General features: G+C 53.1%; 24 protein-coding genes and 1 tRNA gene. 22 read left to right on the top strand and 3 right to left on the bottom strand.

The genetic code is table 11. The annotated features are described in order from the left end of the window. The first annotated feature begins 195 nt into the window (after window positions 1-195). The 6 genes from KJS40_RS14350 (at window position 196) to KJS40_RS15415 (ending at window position 4,245) form a co-directional block, all read left to right on the top strand. Entirely contained in the window at window positions 196-528 is a 333-nt protein-coding gene (locus tag KJS40_RS14350; RefSeq protein WP_231623414.1) for a hypothetical protein, read from the top strand. 418 nt (window positions 529-946) lie between these two features. Further along, window positions 947-1,468 carry a VRR-NUC domain-containing protein gene (locus tag KJS40_RS14345; protein ID WP_213538522.1) on the top strand — a complete coding sequence of 174 codons (522 nt, stop codon included), beginning with the start codon at window positions 947-949 and terminating at the stop codon, window positions 1,466-1,468. Window positions 1,469-1,699: 231 nt separating this feature from the next. Further along, entirely contained in the window at window positions 1,700-2,521 is an 822-nt protein-coding gene (locus KJS40_RS14340; RefSeq protein WP_213538521.1) for a TlpA disulfide reductase family protein, read from the top strand. 479 nt (window positions 2,522-3,000) lie between these two features. Next, complete coding sequence (locus tag KJS40_RS14335; RefSeq protein ID WP_213538520.1) at window positions 3,001-3,393, top strand: hypothetical protein; 393 nt, start codon at window positions 3,001-3,003, stop codon at window positions 3,391-3,393. A gap of 147 nt (window positions 3,394-3,540) precedes the next feature. After that, the gene (locus KJS40_RS15420) at window positions 3,541-3,819 is read left to right on the top strand and encodes a transposase (RefSeq protein ID WP_244859625.1); all 279 of its coding nucleotides are present in this window, start codon (window positions 3,541-3,543) and stop codon (window positions 3,817-3,819) included. 60 nt (window positions 3,820-3,879) lie between these two features. Continuing rightward, window positions 3,880-4,245 carry a hypothetical protein gene (locus KJS40_RS15415; RefSeq protein WP_244859624.1) on the top strand — a complete coding sequence of 122 codons (366 nt, stop codon included), beginning with the start codon at window positions 3,880-3,882 and terminating at the stop codon, window positions 4,243-4,245. Window positions 4,246-4,516: 271 nt separating this feature from the next. Here the strand turns inward: KJS40_RS15415 and KJS40_RS14325 are convergent, their stop codons facing one another. Both KJS40_RS14325 and KJS40_RS14320 read right to left on the bottom strand, forming a co-directional pair. Then, window positions 4,517-5,305, bottom strand: coding sequence for a RelA/SpoT domain-containing protein (locus tag KJS40_RS14325; protein WP_244859623.1), 789 nt, complete (start codon window positions 5,303-5,305; stop codon window positions 4,517-4,519). 684 nt (window positions 5,306-5,989) lie between these two features. Beyond that, a tRNA-Lys gene (locus KJS40_RS14320) sits at window positions 5,990-6,065 on the bottom strand. A gap of 142 nt (window positions 6,066-6,207) precedes the next feature. Between KJS40_RS14320 and thiO the strand changes: the two genes are divergently transcribed. The 16 genes from thiO to KJS40_RS14240 all read left to right on the top strand — a co-directional run bounded on the left by thiO (window position 6,208) and on the right by KJS40_RS14240 (window position 19,590). Further along, a complete protein-coding gene (thiO, locus tag KJS40_RS14315) occupies window positions 6,208-7,338 on the top strand; it encodes a glycine oxidase ThiO (protein WP_213538518.1) in 1,131 nt (376 codons plus the stop codon). 160 nt (window positions 7,339-7,498) lie between these two features. Next, window positions 7,499-8,224: a YebC/PmpR family DNA-binding transcriptional regulator gene (locus KJS40_RS14310; RefSeq protein WP_213538517.1), complete on the top strand. Its 726-nt coding sequence runs from the start codon at window positions 7,499-7,501 to the stop codon at window positions 8,222-8,224. A gap of 176 nt (window positions 8,225-8,400) precedes the next feature. Continuing rightward, window positions 8,401-8,892: a crossover junction endodeoxyribonuclease RuvC gene (gene ruvC, locus KJS40_RS14305; RefSeq protein ID WP_231623418.1), complete on the top strand. Its 492-nt coding sequence runs from the start codon at window positions 8,401-8,403 to the stop codon at window positions 8,890-8,892. A gap of 461 nt (window positions 8,893-9,353) precedes the next feature. Beyond that, on the top strand, window positions 9,354-9,947 hold the full coding sequence (gene ruvA, locus KJS40_RS14300; protein WP_213538516.1) for a Holliday junction branch migration protein RuvA: 594 nt from the start codon (window positions 9,354-9,356) through the stop codon (window positions 9,945-9,947). A gap of 233 nt (window positions 9,948-10,180) precedes the next feature. Next, on the top strand, window positions 10,181-11,236 hold the full coding sequence (gene ruvB, locus KJS40_RS14295) for a Holliday junction branch migration DNA helicase RuvB (RefSeq protein ID WP_213538515.1): 1,056 nt from the start codon (window positions 10,181-10,183) through the stop codon (window positions 11,234-11,236). 183 nt (window positions 11,237-11,419) lie between these two features. Beyond that, the gene (gene ybgC / locus KJS40_RS14290) at window positions 11,420-11,866 is read left to right on the top strand and encodes a tol-pal system-associated acyl-CoA thioesterase (RefSeq protein ID WP_213538514.1); all 447 of its coding nucleotides are present in this window, start codon (window positions 11,420-11,422) and stop codon (window positions 11,864-11,866) included. Beyond that, window positions 11,863-12,549, top strand: coding sequence for a protein TolQ (gene tolQ / locus KJS40_RS14285; RefSeq protein WP_213538513.1), 687 nt, complete (start codon window positions 11,863-11,865; stop codon window positions 12,547-12,549). Before ybgC ends, tolQ begins: the two co-directional genes overlap by 4 nt. Before the next feature lie 24 nt (window positions 12,550-12,573). Then, window positions 12,574-12,990, top strand: coding sequence for a protein TolR (gene tolR / locus KJS40_RS14280; RefSeq protein WP_213538512.1), 417 nt, complete (start codon window positions 12,574-12,576; stop codon window positions 12,988-12,990). A 40-nt stretch (window positions 12,991-13,030) separates the two neighbouring features. Continuing rightward, entirely contained in the window at window positions 13,031-13,861 is an 831-nt protein-coding gene (locus KJS40_RS14275) for an energy transducer TonB (protein WP_213538511.1), read from the top strand. A gap of 50 nt (window positions 13,862-13,911) precedes the next feature. Continuing rightward, a complete protein-coding gene (gene tolB / locus KJS40_RS14270) occupies window positions 13,912-15,198 on the top strand; it encodes a Tol-Pal system beta propeller repeat protein TolB (protein ID WP_244859622.1) in 1,287 nt (428 codons plus the stop codon). 41 nt (window positions 15,199-15,239) lie between these two features. Then, entirely contained in the window at window positions 15,240-15,746 is a 507-nt protein-coding gene (pal, locus tag KJS40_RS14265; protein ID WP_213538509.1) for a peptidoglycan-associated lipoprotein Pal, read from the top strand. 2 nt (window positions 15,747-15,748) lie between these two features. Beyond that, window positions 15,749-16,645, top strand: a complete 897-nt coding sequence (gene ybgF, locus KJS40_RS14260) for a tol-pal system protein YbgF (RefSeq protein WP_213538508.1) — start codon at window positions 15,749-15,751, stop codon at window positions 16,643-16,645. Window positions 16,646-16,684: 39 nt separating this feature from the next. Then, the gene (queE, locus tag KJS40_RS14255; protein WP_213538507.1) at window positions 16,685-17,377 is read left to right on the top strand and encodes a 7-carboxy-7-deazaguanine synthase QueE; all 693 of its coding nucleotides are present in this window, start codon (window positions 16,685-16,687) and stop codon (window positions 17,375-17,377) included. A 42-nt stretch (window positions 17,378-17,419) separates the two neighbouring features. After that, a complete protein-coding gene (gene queC / locus KJS40_RS14250) occupies window positions 17,420-18,118 on the top strand; it encodes a 7-cyano-7-deazaguanine synthase QueC (protein WP_213538506.1) in 699 nt (232 codons plus the stop codon). A gap of 46 nt (window positions 18,119-18,164) precedes the next feature. Further along, complete coding sequence (gene aat / locus KJS40_RS14245; RefSeq protein ID WP_213538505.1) at window positions 18,165-18,863, top strand: leucyl/phenylalanyl-tRNA--protein transferase; 699 nt, start codon at window positions 18,165-18,167, stop codon at window positions 18,861-18,863. Then, window positions 18,847-19,590, top strand: coding sequence for an arginyltransferase (locus tag KJS40_RS14240; RefSeq protein WP_025041811.1), 744 nt, complete (start codon window positions 18,847-18,849; stop codon window positions 19,588-19,590). The genes aat and KJS40_RS14240 overlap by 17 nt, the downstream gene beginning before the upstream one ends. Window positions 19,591-19,644: 54 nt before the next feature. Here KJS40_RS14240 and KJS40_RS14235 read toward each other — a convergent pair whose 3' ends face one another. After that, window positions 19,645-20,589 (bottom strand): tetratricopeptide repeat protein, encoded by a 945-nt coding sequence (locus tag KJS40_RS14235; RefSeq protein WP_213538504.1) that lies wholly within the window; start codon window positions 20,587-20,589, stop codon window positions 19,645-19,647. Between the last annotated feature and the right edge of the window lie 15 nt (window positions 20,590-20,604).

Here is a 20,604-nt window from a genome sequence, read left to right as displayed (position 1 = left end):
TTTTCATCTCAATGTGCCCAAAAAGATGAGCAGGGCCGATGGAAGACGAAGCAGGCCGATCAAATCTTGATATAAGTCATACTTTCGATATCGGATCTCATATTATGGTTACGCTTCATATATGTAAATGCGGTCCATTCGCGGGCGTTTGCAGCTGCGGCTGAGCTAAATAAATGTTTATTCTAAGGGGCTATCATGAGACTAAAGTGGTTTTCAATTATGCTTTTCTTCATCTTTTCAAGCCCGAGTTTTGCGGTTGAGAAGGACTACAAGATATGTAACGTAGGCGGCTTCTTTTCAGGGACGAACGACAAGTTCCTGAGTGGGTTGGCAGCCCACATCGCACAGAAGAAGCATGTTCTCGACGACCCCATATGCACTGCCCTATGGAAAAATGCATCCCGAATAGGCGAAAAATTATCAGAAACCAGAAGAGTCAAAGAACAGGCGGAGGAGGAGATCACGCATCAGGCTGCCGCATTCAGTGAAAAGGTATATGAGGCGGTCAGTGCCGGGATCAAATTCTAGACAGGTCAGAAACCTGGATCGATCGCTCTAAGCGGTTCCACTTCAAGATAATGCAGACTGATTATAAGTCCCTGATATTGGTAGGCTGTGCCAGATTCGAACTTGCGACCCAACGGATTAAGAGTTCTGAGGATTAAGAGTTCTGAATAACAAGTTTTATGGGGTTTGAATCTTTTTTTAATATGTTTGAGTAGAGAATGATCGTGTCTATCACAGCCATCATATCCAAGAATAAGGTGACGTCCCAGGCCTATGATAACCTGGAGTTAGAGAGGCAACTAACCGAGTCAGGGCGCAAAACTGCCGTCCTGAAAAAAGTTGGGCGACTCGGTGCTTCGCGATGAAGATACGGATTACCGAGACGGTCATCAAATACCGCGAGGAGGATCTCACTGCCTGGAAGAATATAGAGGAGAAAATGAAACTGCTTGAAGGGTACAGCCCACCGCAAGATGTCTTCAATCAGCCCACGTACCACTTTGGTGAGTACTTCGTGTTGAACTACTTTAAGAAGGCGCAGTGGTCTGGCTATCGCTTCTATGCGCTTGGCGAATGGGAGCCAAACAATCCAAAGGTTCTGGAAGGACGCGAAAAGATAAAAGAAATGTTCACGATTCAGAAGCTCGAAGAATTCAGGAGGCAACGTGTTCTATCCGGACACGCCGCTGGCCAAGGCGAACCCGACTTGTTCCTCTACATGGAATCCGGCCCGACACTGTTCCTGGAAGTCAAGAAGGGCGGCGATAGAGTTTCGCCCGCACAGCTAACTTGCTTGGCGCAAATAAAAGCCATTCTCGAGGCGGACGTGGGAATCGTATATCTAGCCAAGTACGGCCAGAAATACAAGCCAAAGACTTATGAGCTTAACCTCGAAACATTCGAAGGTTGCCTGCATGTCTCCCCAGAAGAAAAATCAAATATTTCAAATGTGTCGGTTTGAGTCATGTATCAACGACGAAAAATTTCTGACCTGGCGATTCGTAACAGACGTAGGGCCAGGTAAGGCGATCTTCGATGCCTATGTCAGCGGTGGTTACAGTCTGAAGGAGATCGGGGATCAGATTGCATTACTCCCGGATGAGCTGCATTGGACAAGAAACAAAGACTTGACCCCATATTGTTCGCCGGTCAGGGTGTATGCCGTTAAAGCCGCAAATATAGCTTTCACGTAATGGGTTCAGTCAACATCGGACTGATTGCGTTTCCCATCAATTTTTTGCTGTTGCTGGGTGCAATGCTGATCGGCTCGTTCGTCGCCAAGCGGATGGGACGACCGCGAAATGTTGATGTCGAGCCGCTTCTCTGGAGAGTTTTCATTGCCTCCCTGATAGCGGCGAGACTTGTCTTCGTGATTGCCTATTTTGATATGTACCAAAGCGCGCCGTTGAGTATTCTGAATATTCTTGATGGCGGGTTTTCACCGGCAGCAGGTATTCTGGCTGCTGCGGCCGGCGTCATCTGGTATGCATGGCGCATGCGAGAAGGGCGACGCCCTCTGCTGCTAGCGGCATTGGCCGGAGGAGCCGCCTGGGCAGTCGGCGCGGTAGCCGCAACGGCAATCTTTGCCGTCCCAGTGCAGATGCCACAAGCTGAGCTGGTTCGCCTTGATGGCAGTCCCGTCCAGTTTGGTTCACTGGCCGGCAAGCCGATGGTGGTCAACCTGTGGGCGACATGGTGCCCGCCTTGTATACGGGAAATGCCGGTACTGCGGGATGCACAAAAGAACAATCCAGAAGTGATCTTCGTCTTTGCCAACCAGGGTGAATCGGCCGATGCGATTCAGAAGTTTCTGGATCGGGAAGGGCTCAACCTTGATAACGTATTGCTCGATTCCCGTACCGAACTCAGTAACCAGACCCAGTCTCAAGGACTGCCAACAACCTTGTTCTTTGATGCAAAGGGTGCGCTGGTTGATCGTCGTATTGGCGAGTTATCAGCCGCTACGCTGGCACAAAGAATTGAGGGAATCGCGCCGCGCGACATTGGTCCGTAACCCGGTGGAGATTAACTGTGGTGCGGTTGGAATTAGAATCCGCCCGATGATAGACGCCGATTTCTGGACGTGCTATCAGAACTCGTGCATGACTTCAGCTGGACCGTTCATGCCTATTGTTTGATGCACAGCCACTATCATCTGCAGATCGAAACCCCGGAAGGGAATCTATCCAACATCGTTGTGACCCCCGGTCTCCTTTTCGGTAACCTGTAATATGGCGCAACGTTATTTCTTAAAATACTTTTCGGTTACATTTAATGTGGCGCAATTCGCCCCGGCGGCCTTGGTTTTTATAGTTTGTCTGCTACTCTAAAATTGCAATAGAAAATTTTCTAAAGACTTGGGAGTGAAGCGAAAAATAGAGCGTAGCAGTTCAGTCGTAATTAAAGGTTATAGAAAAAGAGGATTCATGAACCCATCATAGCTGGTATCCATTACATTAGGGAGGCAACATGAGAATCCTAGCGGCGCTACCCATGATAATTACAGCGACTTTATCTGTATCAGAGGAGGCAAATGCCGAATCAATAACAGTTCCACTTGGCTGGGGAAATATCACACCTTGTTCAAGACTTACGAATAGCGGATCTAGCATATTCGGTGATTCGATTCCAGATACTTTAGAAACAGCCGATCAACGAGTCGATGCTTATGCTATCGTAGACGCGCCAACTGTTGCTGGTATACAAAATGATATTCAGCAATGCGCGGTGCAAGGCGCCGCAGCAGCAGGAATAACAGCTATCGTTGCGTCCCCCGCAGGGGCTATGCCTGTTTTCCAAGCACAGTTTGAAAATTGCCTTCAATCTCGTGCGCAAAACTATTTTTCTTTGCAGTTACAGCTATCCGAAGGGCAGTGCATGTGGTAATTGCTTGCTCATAACTTTTCCCCATTAATAATGTGGTGCCCACAAAGGACGACTTCCAGAGCCGCCAGACGGGGCCAGAATAATTTACCGCACGCGCGTCCGGCATCAGGTCATGTCATTTGCCATAGGCTGTGATCGCCTTTCGACATGTCAAGACCCTTGCGAATCGAGTTTGCCGGTGCGCTGTATCACGTGACCTCCCGCGGAGATGGGCAGGAGGTCATTTTTCTGGGCGATGAGGAAAGACACCGGTTTCTGGATGTGCTGTCAGAACTCGTGCATGACTTCAACTGGGCTGTTCATGCCTATTGTTTGATGGACAACCACTATCATCTGCTGATTGAAACCCCGGAAGGTAATCTGTCCAAGGGCATGCGGCATTTGAACGGAGTTTACACCCAGCGGTTTAATCGCCGGCATGGGTGAGTGGGGCATGTATTCCAGGGCTGTTACAAGGCAATCATCGTGTAGAAGGAGTCGTACCTCTTGGAATTGGCCCGCTATGTTGTCCTCAATCCGGTCAGGGTCCATATGGTGCACACGCCGGACCAATGGCCATGGAGAAATCAGCCGTCGCCGTGGGAGAAATTGAAGAACCGGATTTTTCTGGGTTCTGATGAATTTGTGGTGAGCCTGCAGCGCATGCTTGATTCAGATGCTTCCTATCAGGAAATCCCTGCTGCCCAACGACGGCCACCGCCGAAACCGTTAGCTCAGATCGCCGAAGCGATCTTCGATGCCTATGCCAGCGGTGGTTACAGCTTAAAGGAGATCGGGGATCACTTCAGATTGCATTACTCCCGGGTGAGCCGCATTGTGAAACAGCAGCGATTGACAAGAAACAAGACTTGACCCAATCGTTTTTATTATCGCAATTCCAGCAGGATATTGGACAAGGTAAAGGCGCACGCCGAAGAACACCTGCGAACGCACCTGATGAAGCGACACAAGATCCGGGATCGGGAAACCGGCTTAGGGCGGTTTCCCAGCCGTGTGCGGGAAAGCCGCATGCACGGTTTGATGAGGGAGGGCAGGCGAAAGTCCGTTCTCTACTCTACCCATCTCTCATCCATCTTCATGCATCTTTGTGACCCCCTCTTTGCGTTTTATTGAACGATTATAATCATCGCAAACTTTTTTGGATGCGGTTCAATTGCTTTAAGAAATCGTGGGTATCTAGAAAATAGTTGGGATAGGCCCGTCGGAGCGACTCCACAGAACCCGCTGAAACAAGGACTACTTGAGCTTCCTCTTTTCCCTCAGCGTGCTGCTCGGCCTTCGAGTATTCGATATTTGCTTGCTCTAGCTGATCCCGGCTGAAAGGGGTGATGGAAACGCTTTTCTGCGCTTCCCGCAGATTCAGCTGGATGAGATAGTAAGCAGCCGAGCGCGATGTTTCAGCCGGAATTGCTTTCACTGCAGAACTGTAGCTACTTAATTTATCACGGATGCCGAGGCGATTTACTTCATTAGTTAGGGTAAGAAACGTGTCCTTTTTGGATAGAGATTCGAAGCCAGGAACCTGAGGAGAGTCTTCGAGATGGGAGAATGCAGATCCAACTAATGCAAAAAATTTTAACCACTCGTCAGGACCTTCACTAGACTTTAAAGAGTGCTCAATGAACGTGCCGACAGTCTCGACCGTCGTTGCCCAAACGTGTTGTAGCTTAGTCCTCAGTTGTAATTCCAGCTGAAGGCCGTCGTACAAAGAAGAGTTTTTATGCTTGTAGCGATAAACAAGATGGATGCTCCTATAACCAGAAATTTTAGGAAAATCGATGTAGTTGTGTTCGGAAACAAGAGAATGGGTAAAGTTGCTGTTTTTGTAGTTTTCGTGGAGTTTGTTCAGTTGATTGACCGTAGTTACAACCGCCCGTAGTCCCCCTATATCTTGCATTCTCGCTAGATTCATACTGGAGTTCCGTCGAAGTTTCATAATAATAGACGGCATCCTCTTAAGCCGTTGGGCCACTATAGCTTCTGCATCAATCTTCCTTAACTTATCCCGAAGGGTCGATTGGAAGGTATTTATCGGATAACCATGACACGCGCGCCAATTCGATAGAATCTCTATCGCCTCATGAATGCCATGATATGGTGGTTTTGGACTGCTAAGAAGGCCCCCGCTTTATTTACTTGGGTTTTGGAAAACTTAGGTGTTGGCCAAGTCATAGGATCAGCCCCTAGTCTAGGGTTCCAGGATGTGTTAGATAATTTGTAGGATGTACTAGATTACTAGATTAAGGGTCATACTAGATCAAAGGGTCAGGTCTTGCTATTTGTCATGAGCTGAGTGTCGATCAATTCGGTGTGCGTGGCGGTTTCATTCCAGCCAGAGGAGATCATCAATCGGCTCCGTATCCAGTTGCCCAAGGTAAAACGCCAAGCTGAGTTCATCGCCTGTCGGCTTCGAGACAATTGAGATTTCAGCCGCTGAAACCCACAGGGCAAATCAGCGACCTTTGTTTTTCGTGGACAGCAATTAGAGGGTGTCACCCTTCAAGGGTGATTCTCTTTGGGCGAATCCATTGTCATGGTGACCATCGACGGAAATTAGTCGGTGGGAGTGTCGTTTTAATCTAACTTTTTGATTTATTGGTAGGCCGTGCCAGATTCGAACTGGCGACCAACGGATTAAAAGTCCGCTGCTCTACCGGCTGAGCTAACGACCCAATTACCAAGGTCGTGCATTATAACGGCTCACCTCTCCGATATAAAGTTTTTTGGATCAAGTTCGTCCAAATGCGATTGCCTGCCCATCCCATTTCAGCGCAGAATCGGGTTTAACGCGCCCATCCTGTGAAGAGTTGATCCTTGAGTAGTGACATTATTGTTATCGGCGGCGGAATAGCCGGGCTGACCGTAGCGCATGAATTGCTGCGGCTTGGCGCGACGGTGACCATACTGGAGCGTCAGCACTGCGCGCGGGAGGCATCCTGGGCGGGGGGCGGCATACTTTCGCCACTGTTGCCGTGGAATTATTCCTGCCCGGTAACGCGGTTGACTCAATTGAGCAATGCGCTATTTCCGAAGTTTATCGAAGCGCTGCGGCGCGATACAGGTATTGATCCGGAGTACCAGGCCAGCGGTATGCTGGTCCTGAGCGGCGTCACCGGCGAACCGGACAGCGAAGGCCACGACGAAGCATTGCGGGAGGTCCGCAAGCATAATGCGGAGGCTTGGTGCGCTCGCCACGATTTTCGGCTGAGCAAGGTTCGCTCTCATGAAATTGCACCGCTGCTCGCCAGCGATGAAGCAGCGCTTTGGCTGCCGGACGTTTGCCAGGTGCGTAACCCCCGTTTATTGCAGGCGTTGGTGAAGGCCGTGGGACAGCGTGGGGGCGTCCTTAAGGAGCATGTCGAGATTACCGATTGGCAGGTTGAGCATGGACGGGTCCAATCGGTCAGTACGAGCAGAGGTGAGAAATTCACTGCATCGAATTACATCGTCACCGCTGGGGCATGGAGCGGCGGGCTTTTACGTGAGCATGCATTAAAGCTCGATATCTGGCCAGTACGAGGACAGATTCTGCTATTCCAGGCACAATCGGGTCTGATTCCCGCAATCGTGCTACAGGAGCAGGACAATTTTTATTTGATACCGCGCCGCGATGGGCACATTCTTGCAGGCAGCACCTTGGAGGAAACCGGCTTCGACAGACGCACGACCGCCCAGGCGGGAAAACTATTGCTCGAAAAAGCGCATGCGCTCGTGCCAGCATTGACCGAAGCAACGCTTTCCGGTCATTGGGCGGGATTGCGCCCGGGGTCGCCTGATAATATCCCGGTCGTTAGTCGTCACCCTCACATCCCGAACCTTTATCTTAACAGCGGCCATTACCGCTACGGTATCACCATGGCGCCGGGCAGCGCTCAGCTTATATCCAATATGATCCTGAACAAACCACAACCGCTGGATATCGCGCCTTATAAGTGGCCATCTTAGCCCGTGGGAAGAACATATTTTCGCCGGTGACGTTGTCTCCGCGTTGTCTCCGCACTGTTTCCGCGCCGTTTCCAATAAAGCCTTGCCCGCGCTGCGCTTTATCGGCACGAGGCGGAGTGATAACATTGCACCACTTCAATAACAGGGATAGGGCATACGCATGGCCGGTCACAGCAAGTGGGCTAATATCAAGCACAAGAAAGCCGCGCAGGACGCCAAGCGCGGCAAGATTTTTACCCGGCTCATTAAAGAAATTACCGTTGCGGCGCGGCTTGGCGGTGGGGATCCCAACAGCAACCCACGGTTGCGCCTGGCTGTCGACAAGGCTTACGAGCAGAACATGCCCAAGGACAACGTCGAGCGTGCGATCAAGCGCGGCAGTGGCGATCTGGAGGGCGTGAACTATGAAGAAGTGCGTTATGAAGGCTACGGCATCGCTGGCGCAGCCGTATTGGTGGATTGCATGACGGATAACCGGGTGCGTACCGTCGCGGATGTGCGGCATGCTTTTACCAAGTATGGCGGCAATCTCGGTACGGACGGCTCGGTCGCATTCCTGTTCAAGCATTGCGGGCAAATGCTTTTTGCACCCGGCACCGATGAAGAAAAGCTGATGGAAGCCGCTCTCGAGGCCGGTGCGGAGGATGTAGTCACCAATGATGACGGTAGCATGGAAGTTATTACTGCGCCGTATGAATTTATGATTGTCAGGACGGGGCTGGAGAAAGCCGGGTTCAAGGCGGAGATCGCCGAAGTGACGATGAAGCCCGTCAGTGAAACCGTGCTGAGCGGTGATGATTCGGTCAAAATGCAAAAATTGCTGGATGCGCTGGAAAATATAGACGATGTGCAAGAGGCTTACACCACCGCAGTGCTGGATGAATAGCATTTTTACTCTAGATATACTGGAAACATCGATGCAGCGAGGAGCGCGTTTGTGCTGCTCCCGTTTACGCGGTTATTTTTCAACTTGACCGAAAGCAGGCTTTTTCCGGCATATGAATTTATAGTCGTGTTTATTCAGAAGGAAAAAAAATCCGTATTCTCGGCATAGACCCCGGCTTGCGCATAACGGGCTTTGGTGTTATCGATAAATTCGGCAGCAAGCTGGCCTATGTCAGTAGCGGTTGTATCAAAACGGTAGAGGGCGAGCTACCGTTGCGCCTCAAGACGATCATGGATCATCTTAACGAGGTGATCGCGCAGCATCAGCCTGATCAAGTCGCGGTGGAACAGGTATTCGTCAACGTCAATCCAAAATCCACACTGATGCTCGGGCAGGCTCGGGGGGCGGCGATTTGCACGGCCGTGCTGAATAATCTGGCCGTCGCCGAGTACACCGCACTACAGATCAAGCAGGCAGTGGTCGGCAAAGGGCATGCCAAAAAAGAGCAAGTGCAGGAAATGGTGAAGCGCCTGTTGCAACTTGGCGGTAGTCCCAGCGCCGATGCGGCGGATGCGCTTGCTTGCGCGATCTGCCATGCTCATGGGGGGCAGGGGTTGGGCGGAATTTCGACAGCGGGCTACCGCATGAAACGGGGGCGTCTGGTCTAATCCTAAATCCCGTAGTTGACCGCTCATTCAAGAAAAGGCTCGATGATGGTTACGCTCCGCTAGTAGGTCGGACTGCGCCCGACCTACCTCGGCATAATCTGATAAATTATCAGTGTAATGATTAATAACAATATTTCTTATTATTTGACGCTTGCTTTCCGGGTGAGGTCGCTACGGGGTGAAGTGTACGGTTTTTGCGGCACATGGCTGCGTTGCAACTTCTTGGAATGGAACGGCGCCCCGAAGCGTCGCCCGAGGGGCCCCGCGAAGCGGGGATCGGGCAGCGCAGGGGATGCTGCGATCGCGTTCCATACGCAAGGGGACGCCAGCATCCCGCTTCGGGGTCGCACTTTCCTGCGGAAGGCACTGCTCCGCCCTGCACGGTCGCATTCCGCGTCGTTGCGCCTTGCCCTGCGCTCCAAAAACCGCACACTTCTCCCCGTTCAACTACCGGATTTAGAATGATCGGTCGGATAACCGGCGTACTGCTGGAAAAATCTCCCCCCCTGGTGCTGGTTGACATACAAGGCCTCGGGTACGAGATTGATGTGCCCATGAGCACGTTCTATAACCTGCCGGCAATCGGGGCGCGAATCACGCTTCACACCCACCTCGTCGTGCGTGAAGACGCGCACCTGCTTTTCGGTTTCGCCACCGAAGCAGAGCGGCAAGCTTTTCGTCAGCTCGTGAAGATTTCCGGCGTCGGGGCAAGAACAGCCCTTGCGTTGCTGTCTGGCCTGAGCGTAGCTGATTTGCATCAGGCGGTAGCAGCCCAGGATAGCGGGCGGTTGATCAAGATCCCCGGCATCGGCAAAAAAACCGCCGAGCGTTTGCTGCTTGAATTACGCGACAAGCTCGACCTTGGCATGGCTGGCGCAACAGATGCCACGGGCATCAGGCTCACATCGACGAGCGCGAATGACGTTCTCAATGCCCTGCTGTCTCTGGGGTATAATGACCGGGAAGCCAATTGGGCAGTCAAGCAGTTATCCGCGAACGTTAACGTATCCGATGGCATACGTCAGGCGTTGAAGTTCCTATCGAAAGACAAATAAAAGAAACACAAAGGCCGTGCTCGCATCAGCGTGCGTTTACTGCTATGGCGCAATTCCAGCTGCAACTCCGGTAAGCTCGGGCAAGAGGCGCTGCTTCAACCTGAAGCCGGCGGTCGACTGCTTATTTTCGGGTTTAACGCTATAATCGAAAAGGATTTTTCGTGCTCCATGCGCTTCACCTTCTTGGCGAGCTTGCTACGAGGCCAACAGGCTGCTAGGTTCAATGTTTGATTATGATTGAAACCGATCGATTGATTACCGCCGCGCCCGTCTCTCTCAAGGAAGAGGAACTGGAGCGGGCGCTGCGCCCCAAGCACCTGACCGAGTACGTCGGCCAGGAAAAAATTCGTGGACAGTTGCAGATATTCATCGAGGCGGCACGGCGCCGCGGCGAGGCCCTCGACCACGTGCTGCTGTACGGACCGCCCGGTCTGGGCAAGACAACGCTTGCGCACATCATTGCCAGAGAGATGGGCGTGAGCCTGCGCCAGACTTCCGGCCCGGTGCTGGAACGCCCCGGTGATCTGGCGGCGCTGTTGACCAATCTCGAACCCAACGATGTATTGTTCATCGATGAAATTCATCGGCTTTCGCCTATCGTGGAGGAGATTCTTTATCCCGCGCTGGAAGACTATCAGCTTGATATCATGATAGGCGAAGGTCCTGCGGCACGGTCGGTCAAGCTCGATCTGCCGCCGTTCACCCTGGTCGGTGCCACTACTCGCGCCGGTATGCTGACGAACCCGTTGCGCGATCGTTTTGGCATTATTTCACGCCTTGAATTTTATTCGGTGGAAGAGCTGACCAAAATCGTGACGCGATCGGCGGGATTGCTGAACGTGGAAATTTCTTCCGATGGAGCAGTGGAAATCGCGCGCCGCTCGCGCGGCACGCCACGTATCGTAAACCGCCTGCTGCGGCGGGTGCGCGATTTCGCTGAAGTCAAAGCCGATGGTTACATTACCCGCCCGGTGGCGGATGCCGCATTGATCATGCTCGATGTGGACCTCATCGGTCTCGACGTGATGGACAGAAAACTGCTGCTTGCCGTCATGGAAAAATTCGGCGGTGGCCCGGTGGGTGTGGATAATCTCGCCGCGGCCATCAGCGAAGAGCGTGGCACCATTGAAGATGTGCTGGAACCGTACCTGATACAGCAGGGCTACATGAAGCGTACGCCGCGCGGCCGCATGGCCACGGCTATCGCCTATCAGCATTTCGGCATGGCCTTGCCGAAGAACGGATTGGTCGGGTTGAGCGGAGAGTTGTGGATAGATGACCATCCATGAGCACGCGGTAACATGAATCGCAATCGGTCTCGGCAATTCGCTTGAAGTGCTGGATAACCTGAATGCACAGAAACTGCGACGCCCGATGGTTGACCGATGGAAGCCAGGCGCGCAGGAGATTTGGCTTGTGCCTGTATTGGGAAGTCCAGCTATCGAATACCGGATATTTTTTAGTTCAAAAACATGAAAGCAACAGAAGTTGATAAATTTACCGTTAATCCGGACGAGCTCGCTTTTTCATTGCCCATTCGCGTCTATTATCAGGATACCGATGCGGGCGGAGTAGTTTATCATTCGACTTATCTCGATTTCATGGAGCGTGCCCGCTACGAATGGCTGCGGCAGCTCGGATTCGATATTCACTCATTGATCCAGCTTCACAAGGTAATTTTCATGGTGCGTTCACTCAATATTGAATACCTCAAGCCGGCGCTTCTGGATGATTTGCTGCATGTCACGGCGGAAGCGGTTGAAATAGGCAGCTGCCGCATCGCGATCTCGCAACAGGTGCTACGTGGTCCTGCTGCGCTGGTTAATGCAACCGTCCAGGCAGTATGCGTGGGAGCCGACAGCCTCAAGCCCGTACGCTTACCCGCGCCTTTGCGCCACAAGTTTGGAAAACGCTCATGAGCCCGACAGTTACCCAGGATATGTCTCTTTTCCATCTCATCGGCAGCGCCAGCTTGCCGGTGCAACTGGTAATGTTGCTGTTGCTGCTGGCTTCGTTCCTGTCGTGGTGGTACATCTTTCGCAAGCTGTTCGTCATCCGCGAGGCGGTAAGGCAAAGCGATGAGTTCGAGAATGTTTTCTGGAAGGGAACTGATCTCAATGCACTTTTTCAAAGCGCGGCCGGTTCACGCCATACGGCGGGCAGCATGGAACGAATTTTCGAAGCTGGTTTTCGCGAATTCATGAAACACAAGCGCCAGCCGGGAACAGACATCACCACGGTGATGGATAGTACGCGCCGGGCGATGCGGGCTACCTACCAGCGCGAAATGGATAATCTTGAATCGCACCTTTCGTTTCTCGCGACAGTAGGTTCGGTAAGTCCCTACGTCGGCCTGTTCGGTACCGTTTGGGGAATCATGAATTCCTTCCGGGGCTTATCCAACGTCACCCAGGCCACCATCGCGCATGTTGCGCCAGGCATTGCGGAGGCGCTGATAGCGACGGCGATGGGATTGTTTGCAGCTATCCCCGCGGTTATCGCCTATAACCGTTATTCGAGTCGCATTGATCGGCTGGCAACCCGTTTTGAGAGCTTCATGGAAGAATTATCCAACGTCCTGCAGCGTCAAGCGAGCGGATGAGATCATTTTCATGGGGTAAGCGCCATGAATGAGCGCCGCGCCAAACGTCGACTGATGAATGAAATAAATGTGGTGCCATACATTGACGTAATGTTGGTGCTGCTGGTGATTTTCATGATTACCGCGCCGCTCATCACGCCCGGTCAGATTGAGTTGCCCCAGATCGGCAAATCGCTGGCGCCGCCGGTTGCGCCGCTGGAAGTGATTGTCAAGGCCGACGGCAGTCTGGGATTGCATGACCGTTCCATGCCGGGAGGCGAACAAAAGATCAATCGAGCAGAATTGATCAATGCGATCAAACAGAAGCAGGCCGCAAATATTGAGCAGCCGGTGGTAATTGCCGGCGATAAAAATGTACGTTACGAAGAAGTAATGAATGTGATGGACATTCTTCAACAGCAGCAGGTGAAAAAGGTGGGGCTGCTGGCCAGACCGAAGTGAGCAGTGGGCGGCCATCTCATATGAACAGACGGTGAGCGGAATGGCGTTGAGGAAGCCCTCGGAAATTGAACCGGGCGCGATGCGGGCGGGCCTGCTGGCGGTACTGGTCCACGTCATTTTTTTCGCTTTCATGATTTTCGGACTCAATTGGAAAACATATCCGACAGAACCGGTGATGGTGGATCTGTGGAGCAGTTTGCCTCCGGCGGTTCAGCCGGCTACCAAGGCCGCGCCGCCTCCACCCGAGCCCAAGCCGGTCCAGCCGCCGCCCGAAGCAGCGCCGGTGCCGCCCAGGATTGAAACGCCGCCGCCGCCCCCAAAACCGGATATTGCCCTCAAGGAGAAAACCGAGAAGCCTAAACCGGTTGAAAAAAAGCCGGTGGAAAAAAAAGAGCTGGTCAAAAAAGAACAGGAACAGAAAGAGCAAAAAGAGAAAGAGCGAAAAGAAAAGGAGCAGAAAGAGCAGGAGCTGAAAGAGCAGAAAGCACGAGTGGCGGCCGAAATAGCACAGCTTCAACGGGAACAGCAGGAAGCGAATGCCAAGGCACAGGCTAAGGCGGCACAGACGGCGGCGCAGTCCCGCCTGGCAAACGAAATGGCCGAATATAAGGCAAAAATACTTGCAAAAATCAGGAGAAATATTGTCATGCCACCCGATCTGCCTGGCAATCCGGTGGTGGAATTCGACGTTACGCTGCTTCCGGGTGGCGATATTCTCGATGTCAGGTTACGCGCAAGCAGCGGATTCGCCGCTTTCGACAGCGCGGTGGAACGCGGTATTTTTCTATCCAAACCGCTTCCGCTGCCGCCTGATCCCGCGCTTTTTCCGAAATTCCGCAATCTGAGCGTCAAGGTGCACTATCACGAATGACTGGTATAATTTCCATTATTCTTTAAAGGGTTATTTTCATGCAGATTTGCTTGCACAGATTTCCCGGTTATGTTTTTGTCTTGTTGCTGGCGCTGATCAGTGCGCCGCTGCATGCCGCTCTCGACATCGAAATTTTCGGCGGGGGCGCGGCGCAGATTCCGATTGCCATCGTGCCCTTTGCCGCGGAGGAAAGGCTCAGTCAGAGTATCACCCCGGTAGTATCCGCCGACCTGCAACGCAGCGGACTGTTCAGGCTGGTTGACCCGGGCGGTCTGAGACCGCATGAGCCCATCGAAGTGAGTTATCCTGACTGGATGAATCGCGGCGCCAGTGCGCTGGTTATCGGCAGCACCACAGCCTTGGCCGGGGGACAGGTTGCAGTCCGCTTCCGGTTGATGGATGTCGCGAAACAAACGGAGTTGGCGGTTTATACCGAGACCGTGCCTGCGGAACAATTGCGTGCTGCCGCACATCGGATAGCCGATCTGATTTACGAGAAGCTGACCGGCGATGTGGGGGTGTTCAGTACCCGTATTGCCTACGTGGAGAAACAGGGAAAAAAATATTCGTTACGGGTGGCGGATGCGGACGGCTTTAATGCGCAGCCGGTAGTCGAGTACACGGAACCTATCATATCGCCTGCATGGTCACCTGATGGCGCCCGGTTGGCATATGTATCCTTCGAGAACAAGAAACCGGTCGTTTACGTGCAGACGCTCGCCACGCGCGTGCGCGTGGCGGCGGCCAATTTCAGGGGCAGCAATAGCGCGCCGGCTTGGTCTCCGGATGGAAAAAAACTTGCGGTAGTGCTATCACTGATGGGGGGCTCGCAGATCTTCCTGGTGAATGCGGACGGCAGCGGATTGCAGCGGCTCAGCCAAAGCGCCGGAATCGATACCGAGCCCAGTTTTTCACCCGACGGGCAGTCCATCATATTTACTTCCGACCGTGGCGGCAGTCCGCAGATTTATCGCATGGCAGTCACAGGGCGTGCATCCGGAACGGCGGAGCGTCTTACATTCGAGGGCAGTTACAACGTGAGCCCACATTACAGTCCGGATGGAAAAAGCTTCGTCTTCATTCACCGCAACGGAGACAGATTCAATGTCGCCACACAGGATCTGATGACCCGCCAGGTGCAATTGCTCACCAATTCTCAATTTGACGAGTCCCCCAGCTTCGCTCCCAACGGCAAGATCATCCTCTATGCAACCGAGGTAAGGGGGCGTGGTATATTATCCGCCGTGTCGAACGACGGCAAAACAAGACAACAGCTTTCGACGCAGGCTGGTGACATAAGAGAGCCGGCCTGGGGGCCTTTGCGAAGGCTCCAGTAGTTCGGGTTCTGTATTTTTTTGCTAACTTTAAAGGAAATAAAATGAAAAAGATTTTATGTGTGTTATTGATCAGTGTCTTATCTGCGTGTGCGAGTAAAACCCCCCAGCCTTCCGCCAATGTGGAAGACCGGTCCGCGACCACCAGGGCGCCGGCGGAAACGTCTGGCTACGGTGAACCGAGCCTCAACCCGCTTACGGACCCCAATAATATTCTTTCCCGGCGCAGCGTTTATTTCGATTTCGACCGTTATGTGGTGAAGGATGAATATAAATCCCTGGTAGTAGCTCACGCCCAGTATCTACGCGACAACTCCAATGCCAGGGTGCTGGTGCAGGGCAACACCGATGAGCGCGGAAGCAGGGAATACAACCTTGCGCTGGGGCAGCGCCGGGCTGATGCGGTCAAGTCGGTGATGACTTTATCGGGGGCAAGGGAATCGCAGGTCGAATCTGTCAGCCTGGGCGAAGAGAAACCTCGCGCTACAGGTCATGACGAAGCCTCCTGGGCCGAGAACCGCCGCGCCGACATCCGTTATCAAGGGGAGTAATCGTGCCGTTGCGCGCTTTCTTGTTGGTGTTCGTGATCGGCTGTAATTCAAGCTACGCCGGTGTGTTCGACGACGAGGAGGCGCGCCGGCAGATTGCCGTGCAAAAGACAGCTATCGGGGAAGTGCGCAATCAGGGGCAGGCGCTGGAATCCCGCGTCGTAAAGCTTGAGGACCTGCTTAACAATCAACCGCTACTCGAACTCCATAGCCAGATCGAAGCCCTGAGGCTTGACCTGAACAAGTTGCAGGGCCAGATCGAAGTACTGGTCAATGAGAACGAGTCTTCGCAGAAGCGTCAGAGGGATTTTTATATTGATCTGGATAGCCGGCTGAGGCGGATTGAGCAACCTGACGAGACTGCCGCATCTGGATCTGCGGTATCCGGATCTGCAGAGGCAGCCGCAGAGCCCGGCGCACCCGATATGGAACCCGAACCGGCAGCCGCGGTTCCAGCTACGGCTGCTGCTGTCGTTTCGTCCGCTGCGAGCACACCTGCCAAGGGGGTGAGTTCCGCATCGACGAAGAATGCCGAGAGTGAGGCCTATGAGGCCGCCTATAGCTTATTCAAGGCCGGCAGTTATCAAGACGCCATTTCCCGGTTTAACAAGTTTCTCCGGAGCTATCCAGGCTCCGGTTTTGCACCGAGTGCCCATTACTGGATTGGTAATTCTTATTACGCGCTGCGTGATTTCAAGAGCGCCATCAGTGCTCAGGAGAAGCTGATCAAGACTTATCCGGACAGTGCAAAGGCACCCGATGCGATGCTCAACATCGCCAGCAGCCAGCAGGAAATGAATAAAAAACCCGCTGCAAGGAAAACCCTGGAAACGCTTGTGGCCAGGTATCCGGGTAGCGAGGCCGCCGACAAGGCCAAGCGCCGGCTGATCAGTAAAAAGTAATTTAACCCGTCATGGGGTATTGTCCCGTACATCTACGATATGGTTCAAACCATCTCCCCTCCTATATCCAAGGTCACACAATCCCGAGAAGCGGAGAGTCTGCGTGTCAGCGAGATATTTTTCTCTCTACAGGGGGAAACCAGCCGCTCAGGATTGCCGACCGTATTCGTACGTTTGACTGGTTGTCCCCTGCGCTGCGCTTATTGCGATACCGACTACGCTTTCTACGGAGGAAAGCGTCAATCGATCGCTGATATTCTGGCGGAGGTTGCCAGCTACGGCGCCTGCTACGTGACGGTGACCGGAGGAGAGCCCCTGGCACAGAAGGAATGCCCGCTATTGCTTACCTTATTGTGTGATGCAGGCTATTCGGTATCGCTCGAAACCAGCGGCGCACTGGATATATCCGGGGTGGATGATCGCGTTTCGAGAATTCTTGATATCAAAACGCCGGGTTCGGGCGAAGCGGCAAAAAATTATTGGCCAAACCTTCAGCATCTCACGTCACATGATGAAGTGAAGTTCGTGTTGTGCGATGAAGCCGACTATCAATGGGCGCTGGAGGTAATGCATGAGCGTCAATTGAATCTCATCTGTCCGGTTTTATTTTCGCCGGTCTACGGCCAGCTCGATCCCGCGATGTTGGCTGCATGGGTGCTACGCGACCGCATAATGGTTCGGGTGCAGATCCAGCTTCACAAATTATTGTGGGGAGAGGGCGCGGGACGGTGAAGAGCGAGCAAAAATACCTCGCCAATTTCCCATTTTGACTTCATGGCCAGGGCTGTAGTTCTTTTGTCAGGTGGGCTGGACTCCGCTACCACGCTTGCCATTGCCCGTAGCAGCGGGTATGAATGCTACGCTTTGAGCGTGGATTACGGTCAGCGCCATGCGTCTGAACTTGCAGCGGCGGAAGAACTGGTGCATTCGATCGGCGCGCGCGAACATAAGGTAATCAAGCTCGACCTGTCCGTATTCGGCGGTTCGGCATTAACGGATAAATCGAGCGCTATACCGACGGAAGGTCCCACCGCCGGTATTCCAGCCACGTATGTGCCTGCCCGTAACACCATTATGCTGTCTCTCGCGCTCGCCTGGGCCGAAGTACTCAAGAGCCGGGATATTTTCATTGGGGTCAACGCAGTAGACTACTCCGGTTATCCGGATTGCCGCCCCGCGTACATCCAGGCATTTGAGGAGATGGCAAATCTTGCTACCAAAGCCGCGACTGAAGGCGGCAGGCTAAACATTCACGCGCCCCTGATGGCATTGTCGAAAGCGCAGATTATTCAGCAGGGGATCTTACTGGGGCTCGATTACAGTTCGACCGTGTCGTGCTATCAGGCAGATGGAGATGGGCGCGCCTGCGGCGTATGCGATTCCTGCCGGCTACGGCGGGCAGGGTTTGAATCAGCCGGCGTGGCCGATGTGACGCGCTATCAACGCATTATCAAAACTGGCGGTTGCGCCTGATTCCCCGATTCCATAGCGGGAAAACGTATTCAGCCACCCTCTCTTCATGATCCCCTGGCTCACGCCCGAAACCCCTTTTCCCCCGTTAGATACTGCGCTCGCCGAGCCTAACGGCTTGCTCGCGGCCGGCGGCGATCTCTCGCCGCAACGGCTGATCGAAGCCTACCGCTGCGGGATTTTTCCGTGGTTCAACGAGGGCGACCCCCTTTTGTGGTGGAGCCCGGATCCACGCATGGTACTTTTCCCTGCTGAGCTTAAAATATCCCGGTCGCTAAGAAAAACGCTGAAGAAGGCTAATTATACGATCAGGATCGACAGTGCTTTCAACCAGGTCATGCAGGCGTGCGCCGCGCCCCGCAAGGAGCGGGCAGGCACATGGATCCACGATGAGATGATCGCAGCTTACACTGCGCTGCACGAGATGGGCTGGGCCCATTCCATCGAAACATGGATAGAGGGTGAGCTGGTGGGTGGATTGTACGGTGTTGCGCAGGGAAGGATGTTTTTTGGCGAATCCATGTTTTCCCGCACTACCGATGCGTCCAAAGTTGCATTCGTGCACCTGGTAAGACACCTGGAGCGCCGAGGCTTCAAAATGATCGACTGCCAGATGAAAACCGCTCATCTCGCTTCTTTCGGCGCCCGGGAAATTTCCCGCAAGGAATTTAGTCTAAAATTAAAAGAATTGATAAACTACCCGGAACGAGTCGACAAATGGTGTGTGGATTATGAGTCACTTGAATGATCTTCCGTCTTCAACGCTACAGTTTTACACTACCGCATCTTATCCATGCAGCTACCTGCCGGAGCAGTTGGCGCGGTCTCAGGTGGCAACACCCAGCCACCTGATCGATACCGGTGTCTATGGCGCATTGGTACAGGCCGGCTTTCGCCGTAGTGGCGCCTTTACCTACCGTCCATACTGCGACAATTGCAGTGCTTGCATGCCGGTACGGATCGTGGTTGACGAATTGATTTCGAGGCGCGCCCAACGTCGTTCCTGGAAACGTCATCAGAACCTGGTCGCCACTCAACACGGTCTTTATTATCATCCGGATCACTATGCGCTATACCTGCGCTATCAGGCGCGCCGCCATAGCGGGGGCGGCATGGATCGAGACAGCCGAGAGCAATACCGCCACTTCCTGCTGCCAAGCAATGTCAATTCCAGCCTTGTCGAATTTCATGAAAATGGCAAGCTGCGCATGATCAGTATTATTGATGAGCTGCACGACGGCATATCATCTGTATATACCTTCTTCGATCCCGATGTGCCGGGGGCCAGCTTCGGTACCTATAATATTTTATGGCAGGTACAACTGTGCCGGCTATTGAAATTGCCCTATCTTTATCTTGGTTACTGGATAAAGGAAAGCCGAAAAATGGCATATAAGGCAGGTTTCAGGCCGCTGCAAGGTTTGGTCGGGGGGCAATGGGAACCGCTGAGCCATTCCAGGATTCCCGAAGACTGAGACCAGTTCTCAGGAATGGCTTGAACATCAAGCTATGAAGTTATCGCTATGAAGTTAGCGTTGTGCCGCCCTTATCGCGGCTGCGCGTGTAGCCAGCGGTTTTGCCTTATCCGCATGGCCAATTTCCCGATAGAGTTGCGCCAGGTTTTCAAGGCTTGTTGCGACATTAGGATGATTTCGACCCAGTGATTTTTCCGAGATAGCCAATGCGCGCCTGAACAGCGGCTCGGCATAAGGGTACTTGCCCTGTTCGTTATACAGGCCCGCCAAATTATTCAAGCTCAAGGCAACGTTTGGATGATCCGGACCCAGCGCCTTTTGCGACATTGCCAGTACCCGTTTAAAAAGCGGTTCAGCCTGCGCATATTGTTGTTCGGCTGTATACAGCAGCGCAAGGTTGTTCAGGCTCATGGCCACGTTTGCATGGTTCGGGCCAAGTGTTTTTTCCAATATTTGCAGTGCACGCTTGAGAAGAGGCTCAGCCTGCGCATACTGTTCCTGGGCTTGATATAGCTGCGCCAGGTTATTCAGGCTCATGGCTACATTGGGATGATCCGGCCCGAGCGCCTTCTCATCGATTGCCAACGCACGCTTGTACAGCGGTTCAGCCTGCGCATATTGCTCTTGTTTCCTGTAAAGCATAGCGAGATTGTTCAATGTCGCTGCCATCTCGGGGCCTTCCCCGACAGACTTTTCAAAAATAGCCAGGGCGCGTATGAGGAGAGGTTCCGCCTGTTTATACTGATCCCGGACGCTATATAGAAATGCCAGGCTGTTCAGGCTCGAGGCAATGTCGGAATGGTCCGGTTCTCTCGTTTGTTCGGCTATCTGCAGCGCCTTGGCCGCGACCACGGTCGCGCGGTTATAGTCCCCTTGCTCATAAAGCAATTCCCACTCCTGGTTGAGCGTATCCCAATCAGTGATGGCATGAGCCAATCCCGAAGAGGCCATGAAAACCAGGATCAGGCACTGGCGAGTCAGCTTGGCGAATGTAATCATTTACGCTTATGAGAA

The sequence above is a fragment of the Nitrosospira sp. NRS527 genome, from assembly GCF_018406445.1.
In the GTDB taxonomy this organism is placed as follows: domain Bacteria; phylum Pseudomonadota; class Gammaproteobacteria; order Burkholderiales; family Nitrosomonadaceae; genus Nitrosospira; species Nitrosospira briensis.
This window is presented reverse-complemented; position numbering and strand designations above follow the sequence as displayed.

Coding starts and splice junctions, on each gene's coding strand:
- KJS40_RS14310 (WP_213538517.1), top strand. CDS start 7,499: ATGGCCGGTCACAGCAAGTGGGCTAATATCAAGCACAAGAAAGCCGCG.
- KJS40_RS14235 (WP_213538504.1), bottom strand. CDS start 20,589: ATGATTACATTCGCCAAGCTGACTCGCCAGTGCCTGATCCTGGTTTTC.
- aat (WP_213538505.1), top strand. CDS start 18,165: ATGATCCCCTGGCTCACGCCCGAAACCCCTTTTCCCCCGTTAGATACT.
- queE (WP_213538507.1), top strand. CDS start 16,685: ATGGTTCAAACCATCTCCCCTCCTATATCCAAGGTCACACAATCCCGA.
- KJS40_RS14240 (WP_025041811.1), top strand. CDS start 18,847: ATGAGTCACTTGAATGATCTTCCGTCTTCAACGCTACAGTTTTACACT.
- tolQ (WP_213538513.1), top strand. CDS start 11,863: ATGAGCCCGACAGTTACCCAGGATATGTCTCTTTTCCATCTCATCGGC.
- queC (WP_213538506.1), top strand. CDS start 17,420: ATGGCCAGGGCTGTAGTTCTTTTGTCAGGTGGGCTGGACTCCGCTACC.
- KJS40_RS14350 (WP_231623414.1), top strand. CDS start 196: ATGAGACTAAAGTGGTTTTCAATTATGCTTTTCTTCATCTTTTCAAGC.
- ybgC (WP_213538514.1), top strand. CDS start 11,420: ATGAAAGCAACAGAAGTTGATAAATTTACCGTTAATCCGGACGAGCTC.
- KJS40_RS15420 (WP_244859625.1), top strand. CDS start 3,541: ATGTCAAGACCCTTGCGAATCGAGTTTGCCGGTGCGCTGTATCACGTG.
- tolR (WP_213538512.1), top strand. CDS start 12,574: ATGAATGAGCGCCGCGCCAAACGTCGACTGATGAATGAAATAAATGTG.
- ruvA (WP_213538516.1), top strand. CDS start 9,354: ATGATCGGTCGGATAACCGGCGTACTGCTGGAAAAATCTCCCCCCCTG.
- KJS40_RS14335 (WP_213538520.1), top strand. CDS start 3,001: ATGATAATTACAGCGACTTTATCTGTATCAGAGGAGGCAAATGCCGAA.
- KJS40_RS14345 (WP_213538522.1), top strand. CDS start 947: ATGAAACTGCTTGAAGGGTACAGCCCACCGCAAGATGTCTTCAATCAG.
- KJS40_RS14340 (WP_213538521.1), top strand. CDS start 1,700: ATGGGTTCAGTCAACATCGGACTGATTGCGTTTCCCATCAATTTTTTG.
- KJS40_RS14275 (WP_213538511.1), top strand. CDS start 13,031: ATGGCGTTGAGGAAGCCCTCGGAAATTGAACCGGGCGCGATGCGGGCG.
- ruvB (WP_213538515.1), top strand. CDS start 10,181: ATGATTGAAACCGATCGATTGATTACCGCCGCGCCCGTCTCTCTCAAG.
- pal (WP_213538509.1), top strand. CDS start 15,240: ATGAAAAAGATTTTATGTGTGTTATTGATCAGTGTCTTATCTGCGTGT.
- KJS40_RS14325 (WP_244859623.1), bottom strand. CDS start 5,305: ATGAATCTAGCGAGAATGCAAGATATAGGGGGACTACGGGCGGTTGTA.